The following is a 19,803-nucleotide window of genomic DNA, read 5'->3' as shown; positions in this document are numbered from 1 at the left end:
GGAGAACACCATGAAGCGCACCGCAGTGGTGACGGGTGCCAGCAGCGGGATCGGCGCGGCCACGGCACGCCGGCTGGCCAAGGACGGGTTCTTCGTCGTGGTGGCGGCCCGCCGGTTGGACCGACTCCAGGCGCTGGCGGCCGACATCGGCGGGCAGGCCGTCGCACTCGACGTCACCGACCAGGCGTCCGTGCAGGCCCTCGCCGCCGGGCTGGACCGCTGCGACCTGCTGGTCAACAACGCGGGCGGGGCGGTGGGCGCCGACCCGCTGGCCACCACCATGCCCGCCGACCTCATGCGGAGCTTCGAGATCAACGTCCTGGGCATGCTGTACGTGACCCAGGCGCTGCTGCCGCTGCTGCGCGCCTCCGACGCACCGACCATCGTGACCGTCACCTCGACGGCCGCACACGTGACCTACGAGTCCGGCGGCACCTACACCGCCGCCAAGCACGCGGAACACGCGCTGGTGGAGACGCTCCGGCTGGAACTCTGCGGCGAACCGGTGCGGGTCATCGAGATCGCCCCGGGCATGGTCCGCACGGACGAGTTCGCGGTCAACCGGTTCAACGGCGACGCGGACAAGGCCGCCGCCGTGTACGCGGGCGTGGACCGGCCGCTGGTGGCCGAGGACGTCGCCGAGTGCATCGCCCTGACGGTGGCACTGCCCAGCCACGTCAACGTGGACCGTCTCGTCGTCCGCCCGGTCGCCCAGGCCGCCCAGCACAAGGTGCACCGTCAGCCGATCTTCGGCGGCTGACGGACGGGCCGTCGTGCTGAGTCGCACCGCGAGCGGTGTGACTCAGCCGAGGTCCTCGGGTTTCACCTTCCCCCGGGCGACAAGACTCTTCGCGAGACGGACCCGCCCCAGCATGACCGCCTGCACGTAGCCGAGCACGACCAGCACGGCGGCGAAGATCTCGCCGCGCTCGGCCAGGATCCAGGTGGGAATGATCGCGAAGAGGACCACCGGCACCGCGAAGACCCACAGCGGGTAGCGCAGGTGGTTGCTGAGTGAGGCGTCGAAGAACTTGGGCACGAGATCATTAGATCTCACCCGGCAAGGACTCCTCGGTCACCACCACTTGGGGTAGTGCCGCAGTACCCGGTCCGCCGGTTCCGGCGACTTCGACCTGCGCTCCCGCCACTCCTGAACGAGGCTCGGGCCGTGAACGATTGCGCCTGCGGCGATCAGGAGCAGGGACCCGTACCGTCCGGACCAGCCGAACCACAGGCCGAGACCGGCCACCAGCCAGAGCAGGAGACCGAGGCCGAACAGGATCGATCGGAGGCGTGGGCGGCGCACGACTGTCAGGCTACGGCTCGCTGCCAAGGAGGCACATCAGCCGTGATCCCTTGGCCCACGGACAGAGCTTGATCTCACCGAGAACCGCGACGCCTCGGTGAGATCAAGCCCGTGCGAGAGATTCCCCTCGACGCCACAACGCTTGCGCCGAACAACGGTTACCCGTTCAGCAGGCGGTGTATCCCTTGCCCTTCTTCGACCAGGCGCATTTGTCGATCAGCTTGCCGCTGGCGTTGCGCAGGTACGCGGTGTCGCCGGTGTTGTTCCAGACGTAGTTGCCCGAACCCCAGTAGCGGTTCTTGGCGGTGTTCTTGCCCTTGCCGGTCCGGATGACCACGCTCTTGCCCTTGGCGAGCTTGACGTCCCCGCTGAAGGTGTAGACGTGGTTGGCCTTGTCGCGCAGCGTCCAGTTCTTCAGGTTGATGGTGCGGGCGCGCCGGTTGGTGAGCTTCACGTACTCGGCGTTCAGGCTGGCGTTCGAGCGGTTGTCCGTGCCCGGCGAGTCGTAGTAGACCTTCGTGATCTCGATCGCCGGGGTGGCGGCCTGCGCCGGAGCGCCGACGGCCAGCGAGCCACCGAGCGCCACGGCGAGCGCGGACACCAGCCCGATGAACCTTCTCGACATGCGTGTTACCCCCACGGGAAGCGCCGAATTGCGGCGCGGACATGTCACGCCGACGCGTGACGGAGCGAGGTTAACGACGAGTTGCGGCAATGTGAGGTACTCACGCACCGCGCGCCACTGATTACGGCCGGCCGGCTGTCGATCGACAGCCAGCCGGGTCGTCTCCGCCGACCGCTCCGCGCCCTACCGTGCGGCGAGGGGCGGACCACATGCCGGCCGAACGGCGACCCGGTCCGATGCGTTCGGCGACCACTGTGGACCTTCGGGCGGGAACCTCTCGTCGCCCCGCGCAACCGGGGCGGCGTACCCGACGTCCCATCATCAGGCCGAGGGAACGAGGGGACCATGCGCCGATACCTGATCGGCACCATCGCCGCGACCGCGTTGGTGCTCACCGGATGTGCACAGCACGACACCACGTCGACCGGGCCGGATCCGGTCACGATCGACGCCGCCTCGGCGGCACAGCAGGAACCGACCGCGCTGATCGGCTCGTGGACGGCGGCGGGTACGGACGTGGGGTCAGGCACCGTCGTCCAGTTCACCGACCACTCCCTCAGGGTCTTCGACGGCTGCGGGGTACGGCACGGGAGCTGGGGCGCCGACCAGAGCGGCCTCCTCCTCGCCGACATGCACACCGTTCCCACCGGAGACGGTGAGGGCTGCACTGCCGCGCCGGACGCAGGACTGGGCTGGCTGCTCCGGGCCGACGGGTTCCGCGTCGACGGTGACACCCGCGCCCTCCTGGACGACGCCGGTGCGGAACTGGCCCGGCTGCGCCCCGCTGGGCGGCCGGACAACGAACCGGACATGGACCCGTCCTGGCTCCAGCCGCCGACGGTGACCGACGAGACGCGACGCTGGTTGGCCGCGCCCCCGGCGCTACCCGCCCACCTCGCCGGCCCCAAGCCGGAGGAGTTGGTCGGCCGCTGGGTGCCGGCGGGCGCGGCGGCGAACTCAGCAGGCCGAGGACCGAAGCCCGCCTCCGTCGAGTTCGTCGCCGACGGCACCTGGACCGGCTCGGACGGCTGCAACAGCTATTCGCCCGGACGCTGGGCGACCGGCGGTGACGGCGCGTTCCTGGCGACCGGGGGTGTCTCCACCGCGATCGGCTGCGACAACGTGCCGACCGGTCGCTGGCTCATCACCGCCCGGCAGGCGGGCCTGGACGGCGACGTGCTGGTGTTGCGGGACGCGCAGGGTGCGGAAACCGGCCGCATGCGCCGCGGCTGATCCGCCGGCTCGGCGCACTTGCCGCCACGCTGTCGCCGCAGACGTCCGCGGTGGTCCACAGCCTGCATCCACAGCCTGTGGATAGCACATGTGTACGAGTCCAGCTCGCTCCCAGTTTCCGGTGAGTACGCTTGGTCATCCTCCCGGTGCCGCCGGGAGGCGTACCCGACCTGGAACGACGTGCGAGTGGATCAGCAGCAAGTCCTCCGCGACGTGACGGTCCGCCTGCCGATGGCGTCGACCGTCGCCGAGGTGTGCCAGGCCACCGTCGATTCGCTGGCCCGCCACACCCCCGCCACCATCGCCGTCCTGCTGCACGTGCACGACCGGCTCCGGTGCGTCGCCGCCACCGGCTCCTGGCAGGTCTTCGCCACCGTCGCGCCGGACGCCGGGATCGTCGGCCGGGTCTACACCGGTGGCGCGACGGTCGTCGCCCCGGACGTGACGACCGATCCCGATCACATCCCGGTACGCCCCGACGTCACCGCCGAGGTGTGCGTACCGGTGCCGGATCCGGCCGGGCGGGTCATCGGCGTACTCGACGTGCAGTGGACCGGCCCGGCCGACCTCGCCGCGTGGCGGACCACCGCCGAGCGCGTCGCCGCCCGCCTCGGCGCGCGGATCGTCGCGCTGGGCGGGCCGACGGAGAGCCGCAGCGAGAAGCTGCTCCGGCACGCCGCCGCGATGACCGCCGCCGGCACCGAGTGGGACCTGATGACCGCCGCGATCGGGGCCGCCCGGGACGTCTCCACGCTCGGCGCGGCCGTCCTGGTGCTCGGCGGCCGGGGTGGCGTACGGCTGGGTGCTCCGACCGTGGCGCCCGGCGAGCTGGAGAGTCGGATGCGCGCCGAGCTGACCGAGGCGGGTCCGGAGGCGCTGCGCGGCATCATCGACCGGGCGCACCGCTACGGGGCCGGGTACACCCTCGGCGAGGCGGGCCACCCGCCGACCGTGGAACACGAGCCGCTGGTGCGCGCCGGTGTCCGGACGCTGGTCACGGTGCCGGTGGGTCCGGCCCGGCGCGGCGGGGTGCTGCTGGTGGCCGACGACCGGCTGCTGCGTCCCGATCCCACCACGGTCAACCTGATGGAGCTGCTGGCCGGTCAGGCGTGGAGCTGTCTGGACCGGTTGCGCACCCTGGATCGGCTGCGCGAGCAGGCCAGCTCCGACCCGTTGACCGGGCTGCGGCACACCGGCCCGTTCGGGCAGCGGATCGCCACCGCGACGCCGGGGCGGACCGCGTTGCTCGCGATCGACGTGGACGGCTTCAAGACGATCAACGACACGTACGGGCACCAGGCCGGTGACCGGGTGCTGGTCGGCCTGGCCCGGGCGTTGGAGGGCGCGCTGCGTCAGGGTGACGAGCTGTACCGGGTCGGCGGCGACGAGTTCGTCGCGGTGATCGAGGTGAGCCGTCCCGAGGAGGCCGTCCGGGTGGCCGAACGGCTCACCGAGGCGGCCCGCCGGATCGGCCGCACGATCAGTGTCGGTGTCGCCCTGCCCCGGCCGGGCGAGTCACCCGAGGTGACGCTGCGCCGCGCCGACCAGGCGCTCTACGCGGTGAAACGGCAGGGTCGCGACGGCGTACGCCTCGCCGCCGCCTGAGTACGACGCTCAGCGCTGGGTGATCTCCTTGGCCAGGAGTTCGGCGATCTGGGCGGTGTTCAGGGCGGCGCCCTTGCGGAGGTTGTCGCCGGTGACGAAGAAGTTCAGCGCGCGGGGGTCGTCGAGGGCACGACGGATCCGGCCGACCCAGGAAGGGTCGGTCCCGACCGCGTCGATCGGCATCGGGAACTCACCGGCGGCCGGGTCGTCGACGACGATCACACCGGGGGCGTTGCGCAGCACGCCACGGGCCCCCTCGGCGTTGATCTCGGTGCCGAAGACGGCGTGTACGGCGACCGAGTGACCGGTGAGCACCGGCACCCGTACGCAGGTGGCGGTGACCTTCAGATGCGGCGTACCGAGGATCTTGCGCGACTCGTCGCGCATCTTCATCTCCTCGGAGGACCAGCCGTCGTCGACAAGTGAACCGGCCCACGGCACCACGTTGAGCGCCATCGGTGCGGGGAACGGGCCGAGGTCGTCACCGACCGCCTGCCGCACGTCACCGGTACGCGAGCCGAGCAGCCGGTCGCCCGCCACCTTGGCCAACTGGTCGTGCAGCGTGTCCGCGCCGCGCTGACCCGCCCCGGAGACCGACTGGTACGAGGCGAGCACCAGCTCGCGCAGGCCGTACTCGCGGTGCAGCGGGGCGACTGCGACGATCATCGCCAGGGTGGTGCAGTTCGCGTTCGCGACGATGCCCCGGGGCCGCTCGTGGACCTGCTCGGGGTTGATCTCCGGAACCACCAGCGGGACGTCCGACGCCATCCGGAAGGCGCCGGAGTTGTCCACCACGATCGCGCCCCGGCGTACCGCGATCGGCGCCCAGTGCGCGGCGACCTCGTCCGGTACGTCGAACATCGCCACGTCGACGCCGTCGAACGCCTCCTCGGTCAGCGCCTGGACGGTCAACTCCTCGCCCCGACAGCGGACCTTACGCCCGACCGACCGCTCGGAGGCGAGCAGACGGATCTCACCCCAGACGTTGCGACGCCCGGTGAGCAACTCACACATCACGGTGCCGATAGCGCCCGTCGCCCCGACCACGGCCAGGGCGGGCAGCCCGGCCATCCGCGCTACCGTCCCGTTCCCGCGTACACCACGGCTTCGGTGTCGCCGCCCAGGTCGAAGGCCTCGTGGATGGCTCGGACGGCCGCGTCGAGGTCGGTGTCCCGGCAGACCACGGAGACCCGGATCTCCGAGGTGGAGATCATCTCGATGTTCACGCCGGCCTGGCCGAGCGCGGCGAAGAAGCCGGCCGCGACGCCCGGGTGTGAACGCATCCCGGCACCGATCAGGGAGACCTTGCCGACGTGGTCGTCATAGAGCAGGCCCTTGAAGTTGACCGACTCCTGGATCTTGCTGAGCGCGGCCATCGCGGTCGGGCCGTCGGCCTTGGGCAGGGTGAAGGAGATGTCCGTGCGCCCGGTTCCCTCGGTGGAGACGTTCTGCACGATCATGTCGATGTTGATCTCGGCACCCGCGACGGTGTCGAAGATCCGCGCGGCGGCGCCCGGCTCGTCGGGCACCCCGACGATGGTGATCTTGGCCTCGCTGCGATCGTGGGCGACGCCGGTGATCAGTGCCTGCTCCACAGGAAGCTCCTCCGTCGATCCGATGACCATGGTGCCGGTGTTGGTCGAGTATGACGAGCGGACGTGGATCGGCAGTCCCGCCCGGCGGGCGTACTCCACGCTGCGCAGGTGCAACACCTTCGCGCCGCAGGCGGCCAGCTCCAGCATCTCCTCGTAGGTGATCTGCTTGATGTGCCGGGCGTTGGGGACGATCCGCGGGTCGGCGGTGAAGATGCCGTCCACGTCGGTGTAGATCTCGCACACGTCCGCGTGCAGCGCGGCGGCCAGCGCCACGGCGGTGGTGTCCGAGCCGCCCCGGCCCAGGGTCGTCACGTCCTTGGTGTCCTGCGAGACACCCTGGAACCCGGCGACGATGACCACGGCGCCCTCGTCCAGCGCGCCCTTGAGCCGCCCCGGGGTGACGTCGATGATCCGCGCCCGGCCGTGCACCGAGGTGGTGATGACGCCCGCCTGCGAACCGGTGAACGAGCGGGCCTCGTAGCCCAGGTTGTGGATCGCCATGGCGAGCAGCGCCATCGAGATCCGCTCCCCGGCGGTGAGCAGCATGTCCAGCTCGCGCCCGGGCGGCAGCGGACTGACCTGGTTGGCCAGGTCGAGCAGCTCGTCGGTGGTGTCGCCCATCGCTGAGACGACCACGACGACGTCGTCGCCGGCCTTGCGGGCGGCCACGATCCGTTCGGCCACCCGCTTGATCCGCTCGGCGTTGGCGACGGAGGACCCGCCGTACTTCTGCACCACGAGTGCCACGACGGCGCACTCCCTCCCGGTTGCCCTGAGCGTGCCGACGCCGCCGGCACCGGGGCCGGCGGCGCGGGTCGGACGACCTCAGGGTATCGGGCCGCTCTGACCGCCGGGTCAGGTGATCCCACGATCCGGCCCGGCGCGGCGGGGGAGGTGGTGTGCGACACGCCGGAAAGGCCGACCTTTCCGGGGGTGTCCGCAAGCGCACCCAACGCCGAGAATGGCCGGGTGTACGCCGCCCACCGTCCCGCCGTCCGCCTGACCGTTCCGATCGCGTTCGCCGTGCCCGTCCTGCTCGCCGGATGCTCCTCGGACCCGCCGGACGATCCGCCGCCACCGCCGAGCGCCGCGCCACGACCGGCGGGCCAGGACGCGGCCCGCGACGAACTGGCCGCGCTCGCCGCCGCCGCACAGGATCGGCACATGGTCGCCCGGTACACCCTGCGGGTGGCCGACACTCCCGACCGCTCGGTCGTGGTGACCAGCGCCAACGACGGCAGTTGGCGGGTGGACGTACCCGGTGGCGCGCTCGGCGGCACGGCGGACGTCTCGCTCGCGGCCACCGCCGACGGGCTGTTCCAGTGCGCGTTGCCCTCGGCGACCCGGCCCGAGTCGGCGAGCTGCGTACGCGTCGGCGAGCGCGACGACACGCTGCCCCGCCGACTCGACCCCCGCGTGCAGCACCCGTTCACCGACTGGCTGGACGTGCTGACCGACCGGCGTGCCCCGTTGTCGGTCTCCCCCGCGATGGCTCCGCCCGAGGCCACCGGCGCCTGCTACTCGGTGGAGACGACGGCCGCCTCGATCAACCCACCGCTGGACGTCGGCATCTACTGCTTCGACGCGGACGGCACCCCGACCGCGGTTCGCGCGGCGTTCGGCACCCTGACGCTGTCCGGCCCGCCCGAGCCGGCGCCGGCCACCGTGCAGCTCGCCGGCCCGGTGGTCGACGGCGAACCGTTGGGCATGGAGGCACCGCCACCGCCGCCCACGCCGTCCGATCTCGATCCGGGCGGCACCGATCCGGGCGGCACTGTGCCGGGTGACCCCGGATCGGGTGACGCCGGACCGGGAGGCACCGAGCCGACCGGCGGCGGGTAGGCCCGGGCCGGTCTCCAGATCCGGGCCACCGCTCCGGGCCTGGTGCTGGTCCGGCGGCGGGTCGGGGCAGGCCCCACCGGCAACGTCCGGCCGGCCGTCCCGTTACGGGTGTCGTTTCCCACATTCGGCGGCCCCGATATCACCGCCAAATGCCTCATACGGGACGCTTCTACGCATGACCGACCTCACCCCCGTGCTGGCCTTCCGCTGGAGCCCCCGGTCCTTCGACCCGGTGACGGAACTGCCCCGGGCCGAGGCGGCCGCCCTGCTGGAAGCCGCCCGGTGGGCGCCGTCGGTCGACAACCGGCAGCCGTGGCGGTTCGCCCTCGGGCACCGCGACGACCAGACCTTCAAGCGGATCCTGGTCAACCTGGCACCGGCCGAGCAGCGGTGGGCCGGACGCGCCGCCGCCCTGGTGCTCGGCGCGTACCGACGGACCGAGCAGGCGTACGCCGCGTACGACCTGGGGCAGGCGGTGGCCCACCTGAGCGTGCAGGCAACCGCGCTGGGACTGCACGTACGCCAGGTGACCGATTTCGACCGGGCCGGGCTGATCGCCGACCTGGACCTCCCCGGCGAGGTGCGACCGTACGTGGTGGTCGCGGTCGGCCAACTCGGCGATCCGTTGAGCCTTCCGGCCGACCTGCTGGCCGACGAGACCGCCCTACGCCACCGTCGCCCACTCTCCGAACTCGTCCTGAGCTGCGGCGAGGCCGTCGACTGAGCGGTTAGGCGCAATTTCCATCTCACACTCCGGACGGGTCTTTCCCACACCACGTCCCATCACGTAGGGTCACCCTGTCATGTGGCAGGCGTACCTCCTCCTTGGTCGCCGCGACGAGGCCTGACGGCCGGCACCTCGTCGCGGAGTCGAACCGCGCCGCCAGCACCGTCCCGGATCTTTCGCTCGGCATCCCTGCCGACCCCCGTCGCTGACGACACATGACCCCAGGAGAAATCCGCCATGGCTCACCCAGCCGGCACCACCGACGTTGACTCCGATGCCATCGCCCGGCAACGTCCCAGCCAGATGCCGCACCGCCGCTACCAGCCCTACCAGCAGCAGTTCCGCATCGACCTGCCGGACCGCACCTGGCCGACCCGGCACGTCGAGACCGCACCGCGCTGGTGCGCGGTCGACCTGCGCGACGGCAACCAGGCGCTGATCGACCCGATGTCGCCGGAGCGCAAGCGCCGGATGTTCCAGCTCCTGGTCCAGATGGGCTACAAGGAGATCGAGGTCGGGTTCCCGTCGGCCAGCCAGACCGACTACGAGTTCGTCCGGCAGCTCATCGAGCAGGACATGATCCCCGCCGACGTCACCATCCAGGTGCTGACGCAGTGCCGGGAGCACCTGATCGACCGGACCTTCGAGGCGCTGCGCGGCGCGCGCCGGGCGATCGTGCACTTCTACAACTCCACCTCCACCCTGCAACGACGGGTGGTCTTCGGGCTGGACCGCGACGGCATCGCCGACATCGCCACCACCGGCGCCCGGCTCTGCCAGAAGTACGCGGAGATCCACACGCCGGACACGGAGATCCACTACGAGTACTCGCCGGAGTCGTACACCGGCACCGAGCTGGAGTACGCGCTGGAGGTCTGTGCCAAGGTCATCGAGGTCGTCGACCCCACGCCGGACCGCAAGCTGATCGTCAACCTGCCCGCCACGGTCGAGATGGCCATGCCGAACGTGTACGCCGACTCGATCGAGTGGATGCACCGGCACCTGCCCCGCCGCGAGAGCCTGGTACTCAGCCTGCACCCGCACAACGACCGGGGAACCGGCGTCGCCGCCGCCGAGCTGGGCCTGCTGGCCGGCGCGGACCGGATCGAGGGGTGCCTGTTCGGCAACGGCGAGCGCACCGGCAACGTCGACCTGGTGACGCTGGGCCTGAACCTCTTCTCCCAGGGCATCGACCCGATGATCGACTTCTCTGACATCGACGAGGTCAAGCGGGCCGTCGAGTACTGCAACCAACTGCCCGTGCACGAGCGCCACCCGTACGCCGGTGACCTGGTCTACACCGCCTTCTCCGGCTCCCACCAGGACGCCATCAACAAGGGCTTCGCCGCGCTGAACGCCGACGCAGCGGCGGCCGGCGTACCCGTCGACGACTTCACCTGGGCGGTGCCCTACCTGCCGATCGACCCGAAGGACCTGGGCCGCAGCTACGAGGCGGTGATCCGGGTCAACTCGCAGTCCGGCAAGGGCGGCGTCGCGTACATCATGAAGACCGAGCACCAGTTGGACCTGCCCCGACGGCTCCAGATCGAGTTCTCCGGCGTGGTGCAGCAGGTCACCGACCACGACGGCGGCGAGGTCGGCCCGGACACCATGTGGCAGATCTTCGCCACGCAGTACCTGCTCGACCACCAGGCCGACCCGGCGGTGACGCTGACCGAGTACGCCATCGGCAGCGCCGACGGCAAGGTCGAGATCACCGCGCAGGTCGGTGTGGACGGCCAGGCCCGCTCGGTGACCGCGATCGGCAACGGCCCGATCGACGCGTACGTCAACGCGCTCGGCTCGGCCGGAGTGAGCGTACGGGTGCTCGACTACCACGAGCACGCGCTCTCCTCCGGCGGTGACGCGCAGGCGGCCGCGTACGTGGAGTGCGAGGTGGACGGGCGGACGGTCTGGGGCGTCGGCATGGACGCGAACATCGTCACCGCCTCCGTGAAGGCGGTCACCAGCGCCGTCAACCGCGCCCGTCGCTGACCGGCCGGCTGGATGTAAGGAGGGGTCCCCTGCTATCGCATTCTGCATAGCAGGGGACCCCTCCTTTCACCTGTCCCGGGTGGCCGAGTCGTCCGGGGTGGAGACGGGCATGGAGTGGCAGGGTTGTGCGGGCGGTGGTCGGCGGGGCGGACGGCGTACCAGCAGGGCGGCGATGACCGCCCCGGCCACCAGCAGGCCGGCACACCAGAGCAGCGCGCCCCGGTAGGCGGCGGTGAGTTCGGCGGGCTGCTCGTAGCCTGTGCCGCTGAGCCCGACCAGCAGCGGCAACGCGGCCACCGCCAGCAGACCGCCCACCCTGGATGCGGCGTTGTTGAAGCCGCTGGCCACCCCGGCGAACCGGTCCGCCACGGCGGCCAGCACGGACGCGGTCAGCGGTGCCACCACCAGGGTCAGCCCGGCACCGAACAGCACCACCCCGGGCAGCACCTGTCGCCAGTACGACGCGCCCGCGTCCACCTCCCGCAGCACCAACAGCCCGACGGCGGCCAGCACCGGGCCGACGGTCAGCGGCAGCCTCGGCCCGATCTTCGCCGACAGCGCCCCGGCCTTCGGCGAACCGATCAGCAGCAGCACCGTCATCGGCAGCAGGGCCAGGCCGGTGAGCAGCGCCGACCAGCCGACCACGTTCTGCAGGTAGACGGCGAAGAAGAAGGTGAACCCGCCGAGTGCGGCGTACACCAGCACGGTGAAGACGTTCAGCACCGAGAAGAGTCGACTGCCGAACAGGCCGGTGGGCAGCATCGCGCTCTCGCCGCGACGCCGTTCCACGAGCACGAACGCCAGCGCGGCCAGCACCGCGACCAGGGCCGCCACCAGCACGGCCGGTGACCTGATCCCGCGCCCCGGCGCGTCCACGAGCGCGTACGTCACTCCGGCCAGCGCCAGCGCGCCGAGCAACGCGCCGGCCACGTCGAAGCGTCGGCCGGTGCCCCGGCTACGCGAGGCGCTCTCGTCCCGGCTCTCCGGCACCCACCGCAGCGCGGCCAGCACCACCAGGACGGCCAGTGGCAGGTTCAGGAAGAAGATCCACCGCCAGGAGAGCGCGTCGATCAGCCAGCCACCGATGAACGGGCCGAGCGCGGTGGAGACACCGGACAGGCCGGACCACGCCCCGATCACCTTGCCCCGGTCGTCCGGGTGGAAGCTGGCCTGGAGCAGCGACAGCGAGCCGGGAGTCAGCAGCGCGCCGCCGGCACCCTGGAGGAACCGCGCGGCCACCAACCAGTCGGTACGCAGTGCCAGCCCGCACAGCACCGAGGCGACGGTGAACCAGACCACGCCCAGCAGGAAGATCCGCCGTCGCCCGAAACGGTCGCCGAGCGCCCCGCCGAGCAGCACGAACGCGGCCAACGTGAGCAGATATCCGTTCACCGTCCACTGTAGTCCCGCCACCGAGGCGCCCAGCTCGGCGCCGAGTCGGGGCAGGGCCACGTTGACCACGGTGGTGTCCAGGAAGACCATGCCGGAGGCGAGGACGGCGGCGGCCAGCGTGCCTCGGCCGGCGTGCGACTTCAGCCGGAGTGCGGGCGCGGTGTCGGGCATGACTACCAATGTGCCGTGCGCCATACGTGAGACACCACGAATCGCCGAAACTGGGCCCGGGTACTGTGCGGGATCGCCGAAAGCCCGCAAGCTGGAGAGGTGTCGTCTGTGCGTACCAGATCAGGACCTCGCGCCCTGGGGGCGCTCGCGCTCGTCGCGGCGCTGACCCTAGGCGCGGCCGGTTGCGTCGAGTTGGTGGAGCCGGAGGTGTCGCCCACCAGCGGTGACGGCGGCACCGCCACCCAGATGCTCTCCGAACTGACCGTCGCCGAAGCCAACCCGATGCGCGGCTACAGCCGCAACCGTTTCTCGCACTGGCGCAAGACCGGCCAGAACTGCGACGTCCGTGACACCGTCCTGGAACGCGACGGCAAGGACATCCAGCACTCCGGGTGCAACGTGGTGGGTGGCAACTGGGAGAGCGTGTACGACGGACGGACCTTCACCGACCCGTCCAGCGTGGACATCGACCACATGGTCCCGCTCGCCAACGCGTGGCGCTCCGGCGCGGACGAGTGGGAGGACTCGAAGCGTAGTGATTTCGCGAACGACCTCGACCGGCCGCAGCTCTTCGCGGTTTCGGCCTCCTCCAACCGGGCAAAGGGTGATCAGGATCCGTCCCAGTGGAAACCGCCAAACCGGTCATACTGGTGCCAGTATGCCGGCGACTGGGTGGCGGTGAAGCACCACTGGAAGCTCACGATCACCAGTGCTGAGAAGGCCGCGCTGGCCGACATGTTGGAGGGCTGCACATGGGAGAGCAAGCCGTAACCGGAGCCGGCGGCACCCCGGCACCCGAACGGACGCCTGACGCGGGCGGAGACGACGCCGCAGCGGCCAGCGGCAGCCCCGGCCCGGCCACCGCCGGGATGACCGCCGACGGCGCGGCTGCGGGTGAGGTGGAGGTGCCCGGTGCCGGGATGACCGCCGACGCCGGTGGCGCCACCGGTCCGCAGAGCCGGACCACGGACATCGTGCCCGGACCGGGCGGGGTGATGACCGACGAGGTCGGCGTGGTCACCGGGGAGTTGACCCTGCGCACCGACCTCGCCGACGGCCGGGTCACCCTCCAGGTGCAGTACAAGGACGCCGACGAGTGGTACGCGGTCACCGGCGGCAGCGCCGCGCTGGCCGACGCGGCCGGGCTGGACGCGGTGCACAGCATCGCGGTCGGCCTGCTGAACCGTCCCGAGGGCTGATCCTGGTCGCCCCCGGATGTAAGGAGGGGTCCCTTTCTAACGCCTGCGGCATAGAAAGGGACCCCTCTTAACATCTCAGCTAGACGAACGTGCCCGGCTCGCTGGGTGCGGAGACCACGCCGGGCTCCTCGCCCTCGCCCTCCGGGCGGACGATCTCCGCACTCACCTTGTGCGGCCGCAGCTCGCCGCTGGCGATCTGCTCGGCGAAGTGACAGGCGACCCGACTGCCGCCGATCTCCCGCAGCACCGGCCGCTCGTCGGCGCACCGGGTCGGCTGCGCCCACGGGCACCGGGTGTGGAAGCGGCAACCCGACGGCGGGTTGGCCGGCGACGGCAGGTCACCGGAGAGCAGGATCCGCTCCCGGCGGTCCTCGACGTCCGGGTCCGGCACCGGCACCGCCGACATCAGCGCCCGGGTGTACGGGTGCAGCGGCTCGGTGTAGAGCCGGTCGCTGGGTGCCTCCTCGACCAGGCCGCCCAGGTACATCACGCCGACGGTGTCGGAGATGTGCCGCACCACCGCCAGGTCGTGCGCGATCACCAGATAGGTGAGGCCGAGGCTGTCCTGCAACTCGTCGAGCAGGTTGATCACCTGTGCCTGGATCGACACGTCCAGGGCGGAGACCGGCTCGTCGGCGACGATCAGCTCCGGCCCGAGCACCAGCGCGCGGGCGATGCCGATGCGCTGTCGCTGACCGCCGGAGAACTCGTGCGGGTAGCGGGACAACGCCCAACGGGGCAGGCCCACCTTGTCCAGCGTCTCGCCGATGATCTTCCGACGGCCGTCCCGGTCGCCACCGATGTCGTGCGTCTGCAGCCCCTCGGTGAGGATGGACTCGACGTTCTGCCTCGGGTCGAGGCTGGACATCGGGTCCTGGAAGATCATCTGCATCCGCCGCCGCATGGTCCGCAGCTTGCGCGGCGCCAGCGTGGTCAACTCCACCCCGTCGAAGCGCACCTCACCGGCGGTGGGCGGGTTGAGCTGGAGCAGCGCCCGGCCGAGCGTGGACTTGCCGCAGCCCGACTCACCGACCAGGCCGTACGTCTTGCCGCGCGAGATGCTCAGGTCGACGCCGTCGACCGCCTTGACGTGGCCGACCGTCCGGTCGAACAGCACCCCCCGCTTGATCGGGAAGTGCACCTTGAGGTCCCGCACCTCGACGAGGACGTCGCTCTCGGTCATGACTTCTCCTCCTCGCGCGGCGCAGGCACCTGGCCGGTACCCGACGCCTCGACGGGCGCGGCCGCCTCGGCGACCGACGGTGCCTCGGCGACCGCCGCAGTCCCGGCAGACGCCCCGGCCTCGGCAGACGGCTCGCCCTCGACGGACGCCGACGCCTCAGCGGACGACGGTGCGGCTTCGGTGGACGGCGTCGTCGGCGTGGGGTCCGGCAACGGGGCCGGGTTGACGCAACGGTAGCTGCGGCCGGCGTGGGTGAGCACCAGCTCCGGCGGCTGGCCGACGCAGGCGTCCACCCGACGGGTGCAGCGCGGCGCGAAGGCACAGCCCTCGGGCCAGGGCAGCAGGTCACGCACCGAACCGGGGATCGGGGTGAGCCGCTCGCCGCGCCCGGCGTCCAGGCGCGGCACGGAGCCGAGCAACCCCACCGTGTACGGGTGCCGGGGCTCGCGGAACAGCGGACGCCGCCGGGCGGTCTCCACCACCCGGCCGCCGTAGAGCACGTTGATCGTGTCGCACATACCGGCGACCACGCCCAGGTCGTGCGTGATCATCACCAGCGCGGTGTCGGAGTCCCGGACCAGGTCCTTGAGCAGTTCCAGGATCTGGGCCTGGATGGTGACGTCGAGCGCCGTGGTGGGCTCGTCGGCGATCAGCAGCCGGGGCTGGCAGGCCACCGCCATCGCGATCAACGCGCGCTGCCGCATCCCGCCGGAGAGCTGGTGCGGGTACTCCTTGAGCCGCCGGGTGGGGTCGGGGATGCCGACCCGGTCCAGCAGTGCGGCGGCCTCCTTCGCCGCGGCGGCGCCCTTCATCCCCCGGTGCCGGGTCAGCACCTCGGTGACCTGGAGTCCGATCGGTACGACCGGGTTCAGGGACGACAGCGGGTCCTGGAAGATCATCGCGACGTCACGGCCCCGGATGTCCCGCCGCGACCGGTCGTCGAGCTGGAGCAGATCCGTGCCGTCGAACACCGCCTTGCCGCCGACCCGCAGGCCCGGTTGCTTGGGCAGCAGGCCCATGATGGCCAGCGAGGTCACCGACTTGCCGCAGCCGGACTCACCGACCAGGCCGACCACCTGACCGGCGTCGACCGAGAAGGACACCCCGTCGACGGCGTGCACGGCGCGCTGACCGCGCCGGGCAAAGGTGACGGAGAGGTCGTCCACTTCGAGTAGTGCCATTACGAACCCTCCTACTTCCGCAGCTTCGGATCGAGGGCCTCGCGCATCGCCTCACCGAGCAGGGTGAATCCCAGGGCGGTGATGATGATGGCGACCGCCGGATAGATGGCCAGCTCCGGCCGTACTCCGAGGTACTGCTGCGCGTCGGCCAGCATGACGCCCCACTCGGGGGTGGCCGAGTCGGGGTTGCCGAGCCCGAGGAAGGAGAGCGCGGCGGCCTCGATGATCGCGGTGGCCAGGGTCAGCGTCGCCTGGACGATGACCGGGGCGAGCGAGTTGGGGAGTACGTGCGTCAGCGCGATCTTCGACTTGCGTACGCCGAGCGAGGTGGCGGCGAGGACGTAGTCGCTGTTCGACTGCACGATCATCGAGCCGCGCAGCAGCCGGGCGAAGACCGGCACCGAGACCATGCCGACCGCGATCATCACGGTGGTCAGGCTCCGGCCGAGCAGGGCGGCGATGCTGACCGCGAGCAGCAGGCTGGGCAGCGCCAGCAGCATGTCGATGAACCGCATCAGGACGCTGTCGATCCAGCGCCCCCAGCGGCCACCCAGCCCGGCGGCGGCACCCGCGACGCCACCGATCAGCGCGCCGACGGCCAGACCGATCAGGGTGGCCACCACGCCGACCAGCAGGGTCTGCCGGGCACCGACCACCATCCGGCTGAACACGTCCCGACCCTGGTGGTCGTAGCCGAACCAGTGCTCGCTGGACGGGCCGGGGATGGTGCCCGGCCGGATCACGCCCTCGCGGATGCCCATCGTGTCCGTCGGGCCGTACGGCACCAGGAACGGGCCAATCAGCGCCACCAGCACGAAGATGGCCAGGATGACCGCGCCGATGATGGCCGCCGGGTTGCGCCGCAGCCGCCGGAAGGCGTCCTGCCACAGGCTGACGCCCCGCTCCTCCTCGCGCGCGGCGAGTTCGGCGAGCCGGTCGATCTTCTCGCGCTTCTTGCCACTGATGATCGTCATCGGACCCTCACCCTCGGGTCGATCAGGCTGTACGAGAGGTCCACGATCAGGTTCACCAGCACGTACACCACCGCAATGATCATGATGAAGCCCATCAGGACCGGATAGTCGCGCTGGTTGATGGCCTCGGCGAGGAAGGCGCCGATCCCGCTGAACGCGAAGACGGTCTCGGTGAGCACCGCGCCGGAGAGCAGACCGCCGGTGAGCAGACCGATCGAGGTCACCACCGGGAGCATCGCGTTACGCAGTACGTGCCGGCGGCGTACGACGTTCTCGGTCAGGCCCTTGGCCTCGGCCGTACGCACGAAGTCCTCGTTGAGCACCTCCAGCACGCTGGCCCGGGTGATCCGGACGATGATCGCCAGCGGGATGCTGGCCAGCGCGAGCCCGGGCAGGACCAGATGCCACAGCGCGTCGGCGGCGGCGTCCCACTCCCGGGTCATCAGCCCGTCCAGCACGAAGAAGTTGGTGATCCGGGTGGCGCCGATCGTCGGGTCCTGCCGTCCGCTGGAGGGGAACCAGCCGAGGTTCTCCGAGAAGATCGCCTTCAGCACGTACGCCAGGAAGAAGACCGGGATGCAGATGCCGATCAGCGACCCGCCGACGGAGGCGTGGTCGAGGAAACGGCCGCGTCGGCGGGCGGCCAGGTAGCCCAGCGGGATACCGATGCCGATCGCGATCACCATCGCGGTGACGGTCAGCTCGACGGTGCCGGGGAAGCGCTGGAGGAACTCGGTGATGACCTCGCGCTTGGTGGAGATCGACGTACCCAGGTCCAGGCGGACCATCCGCCGCACGAACCGGCCGTACTGGATCAGGATCGGCTCGTCGAGGCCGAGATTGCGGCGGATCGCGGCGCGCATCTCGGGTGTGCCCCGCTCGCCGAGGATGGCGGTCTCGGGGCCACCGGGCAGTCGCCGGAGCCAGATGAACAACAGGATGGAGAGCCCGAACAGCGTGGGTATCAGCTGCAGGAGGCGTCTGACGATGAACCGGAACACGGCGGCCTCGAAGGGTGTGCTGAGGGTAGCGGGCGGGCGCTGTGGTACAGCGCCCGCCCGCGTTCTATATGCGTCAGATCAGGACTTGAACTCGGCGGTGGAGAACCGCTCGTCGGTGAGCGGGCTCGCCTTGACCCCGGTCACGTCCTTGCCGAACACGATGGCCGGCGGTGCGTGCGAGATCGGCACACCGGGCAGGAAGTTCATGATGTCGGCGTTGATCTCCTTGTAGAGCGCCACCTTGGCCGCCTGGTCCGCGGTGGTGTCCGCCTGCTTGAACTTCTCGAACAGCGCGGGGTTGTTGAAGCCCCACTCGTCCTTCTGCCGGTCGAAGAACGTGCCGATGAAGTTGTAGCCGTCGCCGTAGTCACCGGTCCAGCCGAGGAAGTGCAGGTCGTGCGCGGAGCCGGAGGTGGTGGCGTTGAGGTAGTCCGGGCTCCACTTCAGCGGGATCGGCTCGATCTTGATGCCGGCCGCCTGGAGGTCCGCCGAGACCAGCTCGAACAGGTCCTTCGGGTTCGGCATGTAGGGCCGGGTGACCTCGGTCGGGTAGTGGAACCGCAGGGTCAGGTCCGACGCGCCGGCCTCGGCCAGCAGCGACTTGGCCTTCTCGACGTCGTAGTCGTACTTGGTGACGTCGCCGTTCCAGCCCTCGACGGTCTCGGGGAAGAAGTTCACCGCGACCTGGGCGCCCGGGGGCAGCTTCGAGTCGACCAGCGCCTGGCGGTTGATCGCGTGCGCCAGCGCCTGCCGGACCTTGAGGTCGGCCAGCTTCGGGTTCCCCTTCTGGTTGATCGCCAGGTAGAGGATGTTGAAGGCCGGGCGGGTCAGGACGTTGAAGCCCTCGCCCTTGAGCGGCTCGACGTCGGCCGGTCCGACCAGGTCGTAGCCCTGGATGTCACCGGAGCGCAGCGCCTGCTTGCGCGCGTTCTCGTCCGAGATGGTGCGGAAGATCAGGCTCTTGAGCTTGGCCTTGTCGCCCCAGTAGTCCTCGTTACGCTCCAGGGTCAGCGTCTTGTTCGGGACGTCCCAGGACTTGAACTTGAACGGACCGGTACCGGTCGGGTGCTCGGTCGCGTACGCCGGGTACTTGATGTCGTCCGCGCTGCCCGTGACGTTGCTGGCGTCGTGCTCCTGCAGCGCCTTCGGGCTGTGGATCGAGAAGGACGGCAGCATCAGGGCGGCCGGGATCTTGCTGGAGACCCGGGTGAAGGCCAGGCTGACCGTGGTCGCATCGGTGGCGGTGCAGGACTTGAAGAGGCTCTCCGGGAGAGTGTCGTCCTCGTTGGCGGCGAAGCCGCCCATGATGTCCTGCCAGTACGCCGTCACGTCCGGGCTCTGCATGAGGCCTTTGGCGTTGTACCAACGGTCGAAGTTCGTGCAGACGGCCTCGGCGTTGAAGTCGGTGCCGTCGTGGAACTTCACGCCGGAACGCAGCTTGAACGTCCACGTCGTACCCGCCGCGTCGGGCTCCCAGGACTCGGCGAGGCCGGGGCTGACCTTGGTGCCGCCCTCCTCCGGGCGGACCAGCGTCTCGAAGACCTGACGCGCCACACGCAGCGACTCACCGTCGCTGGCGAAGCTGGGGTCGAGCACCTTCGGGTCTCCGGCGACGCCGAAGACGAGGGTCTCGTTGCTACTACCGCTGGAACCTTCGCGATCGCTTTCGGCACAGCCTGCTACCGCGAGGGCCGCGGCCGCCACGGCCGCGATAGCGACCTTCGGCCTGGATGCACGCATGGGTGCTTCACCTCGTCCTTGGGGTTACGGACAA

Annotated in this window: 19 protein-coding genes; 8 read left to right on the top strand and 11 right to left on the bottom strand. The window is 70.7% G+C overall.

Annotated features, from left to right (window positions below; all coding sequences use genetic code 11):
* The first annotated feature begins 10 nt into the window (after positions 1 to 10).
* Positions 11 to 760: an SDR family oxidoreductase gene (locus ACIBO1_RS27625; protein ID WP_396751461.1), complete on the top strand. Its 750-nt coding sequence runs from the start codon at positions 11 to 13 to the stop codon at positions 758 to 760.
* A 42-nt stretch (positions 761 to 802) separates the two neighbouring features.
* Here the strand turns inward: ACIBO1_RS27625 and ACIBO1_RS27620 are convergent, their stop codons facing one another.
* The 3 genes from ACIBO1_RS27620 to ACIBO1_RS27610 all read right to left on the bottom strand — a co-directional run bounded on the left by ACIBO1_RS27620 (position 803) and on the right by ACIBO1_RS27610 (position 1,931).
* Positions 803 to 1,039, bottom strand: coding sequence for a hypothetical protein (locus ACIBO1_RS27620; protein ID WP_396751459.1), 237 nt, complete (start codon positions 1,037 to 1,039; stop codon positions 803 to 805).
* Between the two features lie 36 nt (positions 1,040 to 1,075).
* Positions 1,076 to 1,306 carry a hypothetical protein gene (locus ACIBO1_RS27615; RefSeq protein WP_396751457.1) on the bottom strand — a complete coding sequence of 77 codons (231 nt, stop codon included), beginning with the start codon at positions 1,304 to 1,306 and terminating at the stop codon, positions 1,076 to 1,078.
* 166 nt (positions 1,307 to 1,472) lie between these two features.
* On the bottom strand, positions 1,473 to 1,931 hold the full coding sequence (locus ACIBO1_RS27610) for a lamin tail domain-containing protein (protein WP_396751455.1): 459 nt from the start codon (positions 1,929 to 1,931) through the stop codon (positions 1,473 to 1,475).
* 345 nt (positions 1,932 to 2,276) lie between these two features.
* On the opposite strand from ACIBO1_RS27610, the gene ACIBO1_RS27605 reads away from it, so the two are divergent.
* Both ACIBO1_RS27605 and ACIBO1_RS27600 read left to right on the top strand, forming a co-directional pair.
* Complete coding sequence (locus ACIBO1_RS27605) at positions 2,277 to 3,164, top strand: hypothetical protein (protein WP_396751453.1); 888 nt, start codon at positions 2,277 to 2,279, stop codon at positions 3,162 to 3,164.
* 231 nt (positions 3,165 to 3,395) lie between these two features.
* Positions 3,396 to 4,769, top strand: a complete 1,374-nt coding sequence (locus ACIBO1_RS27600) for a diguanylate cyclase (RefSeq protein ID WP_396751514.1) — start codon at positions 3,396 to 3,398, stop codon at positions 4,767 to 4,769.
* 9 nt (positions 4,770 to 4,778) lie between these two features.
* On the opposite strand, the gene ACIBO1_RS27595 is transcribed toward ACIBO1_RS27600, so the two are convergent.
* Both ACIBO1_RS27595 and ACIBO1_RS27590 read right to left on the bottom strand, forming a co-directional pair.
* Positions 4,779 to 5,840, bottom strand: coding sequence for an aspartate-semialdehyde dehydrogenase (locus ACIBO1_RS27595; RefSeq protein WP_396751451.1), 1,062 nt, complete (start codon positions 5,838 to 5,840; stop codon positions 4,779 to 4,781).
* 5 nt (positions 5,841 to 5,845) lie between these two features.
* Complete coding sequence (locus ACIBO1_RS27590; RefSeq protein ID WP_396751449.1) at positions 5,846 to 7,111, bottom strand: aspartate kinase; 1,266 nt, start codon at positions 7,109 to 7,111, stop codon at positions 5,846 to 5,848.
* Positions 7,112 to 7,297: 186 nt separating this feature from the next.
* Between ACIBO1_RS27590 and ACIBO1_RS27585 the strand changes: the two genes are divergently transcribed.
* The 3 genes from ACIBO1_RS27585 to leuA all read left to right on the top strand — a co-directional run bounded on the left by ACIBO1_RS27585 (position 7,298) and on the right by leuA (position 10,928).
* Complete coding sequence (locus ACIBO1_RS27585) at positions 7,298 to 8,206, top strand: hypothetical protein (protein ID WP_396751447.1); 909 nt, start codon at positions 7,298 to 7,300, stop codon at positions 8,204 to 8,206.
* A 175-nt stretch (positions 8,207 to 8,381) separates the two neighbouring features.
* Positions 8,382 to 8,930, top strand: a complete 549-nt coding sequence (locus ACIBO1_RS27580) for a nitroreductase family protein (protein WP_396751445.1) — start codon at positions 8,382 to 8,384, stop codon at positions 8,928 to 8,930.
* 240 nt (positions 8,931 to 9,170) lie between these two features.
* Positions 9,171 to 10,928, top strand: coding sequence for a 2-isopropylmalate synthase (gene leuA, locus ACIBO1_RS27575; protein WP_396751443.1), 1,758 nt, complete (start codon positions 9,171 to 9,173; stop codon positions 10,926 to 10,928).
* Positions 10,929 to 10,994: 66 nt separating this feature from the next.
* Here the strand turns inward: leuA and ACIBO1_RS27570 are convergent, their stop codons facing one another.
* Positions 10,995 to 12,491 (bottom strand): MFS transporter, encoded by a 1,497-nt coding sequence (locus ACIBO1_RS27570; RefSeq protein ID WP_396751441.1) that lies wholly within the window; start codon positions 12,489 to 12,491, stop codon positions 10,995 to 10,997.
* A gap of 108 nt (positions 12,492 to 12,599) precedes the next feature.
* Between ACIBO1_RS27570 and ACIBO1_RS27565 the strand changes: the two genes are divergently transcribed.
* Together ACIBO1_RS27565 and ACIBO1_RS27560 are read left to right on the top strand one after the other, a co-directional pair.
* Positions 12,600 to 13,262, top strand: a complete 663-nt coding sequence (locus ACIBO1_RS27565) for an HNH endonuclease family protein (RefSeq protein WP_131053464.1) — start codon at positions 12,600 to 12,602, stop codon at positions 13,260 to 13,262.
* On the top strand, positions 13,244 to 13,690 hold the full coding sequence (locus ACIBO1_RS27560; protein ID WP_396751438.1) for a hypothetical protein: 447 nt from the start codon (positions 13,244 to 13,246) through the stop codon (positions 13,688 to 13,690). The genes ACIBO1_RS27565 and ACIBO1_RS27560 overlap by 19 nt, the downstream gene beginning before the upstream one ends.
* A 79-nt stretch (positions 13,691 to 13,769) precedes the next feature.
* Here ACIBO1_RS27560 and ACIBO1_RS27555 read toward each other — a convergent pair whose 3' ends face one another.
* The 5 genes from ACIBO1_RS27555 to ACIBO1_RS27535 all read right to left on the bottom strand — a co-directional run bounded on the left by ACIBO1_RS27555 (position 13,770) and on the right by ACIBO1_RS27535 (position 19,769).
* Positions 13,770 to 14,873, bottom strand: coding sequence for an ABC transporter ATP-binding protein (locus ACIBO1_RS27555; RefSeq protein ID WP_396751436.1), 1,104 nt, complete (start codon positions 14,871 to 14,873; stop codon positions 13,770 to 13,772).
* Positions 14,870 to 16,054, bottom strand: a complete 1,185-nt coding sequence (locus ACIBO1_RS27550) for an ABC transporter ATP-binding protein (RefSeq protein WP_396751434.1) — start codon at positions 16,052 to 16,054, stop codon at positions 14,870 to 14,872. The genes ACIBO1_RS27555 and ACIBO1_RS27550 overlap by 4 nt, the downstream gene beginning before the upstream one ends.
* Before the next feature lie 11 nt (positions 16,055 to 16,065).
* A complete protein-coding gene (locus ACIBO1_RS27545; protein WP_350698735.1) occupies positions 16,066 to 17,028 on the bottom strand; it encodes an ABC transporter permease in 963 nt (320 codons plus the stop codon).
* Positions 17,025 to 18,029 (bottom strand): ABC transporter permease, encoded by a 1,005-nt coding sequence (locus ACIBO1_RS27540; RefSeq protein ID WP_396751431.1) that lies wholly within the window; start codon positions 18,027 to 18,029, stop codon positions 17,025 to 17,027. Before ACIBO1_RS27540 ends, ACIBO1_RS27545 begins: the two co-directional genes overlap by 4 nt.
* Before the next feature lie 78 nt (positions 18,030 to 18,107).
* The gene (locus ACIBO1_RS27535) at positions 18,108 to 19,769 is read right to left on the bottom strand and encodes an ABC transporter substrate-binding protein (protein ID WP_396751429.1); all 1,662 of its coding nucleotides are present in this window, start codon (positions 19,767 to 19,769) and stop codon (positions 18,108 to 18,110) included.
* Between the last annotated feature and the right edge of the window lie 34 nt (positions 19,770 to 19,803).

Source organism: Micromonospora sp. NPDC049903 (assembly GCF_044460945.1).
GTDB lineage: Bacteria > Actinomycetota > Actinomycetes > Mycobacteriales > Micromonosporaceae > Micromonospora.
This window is presented reverse-complemented; position numbering and strand designations above follow the sequence as displayed.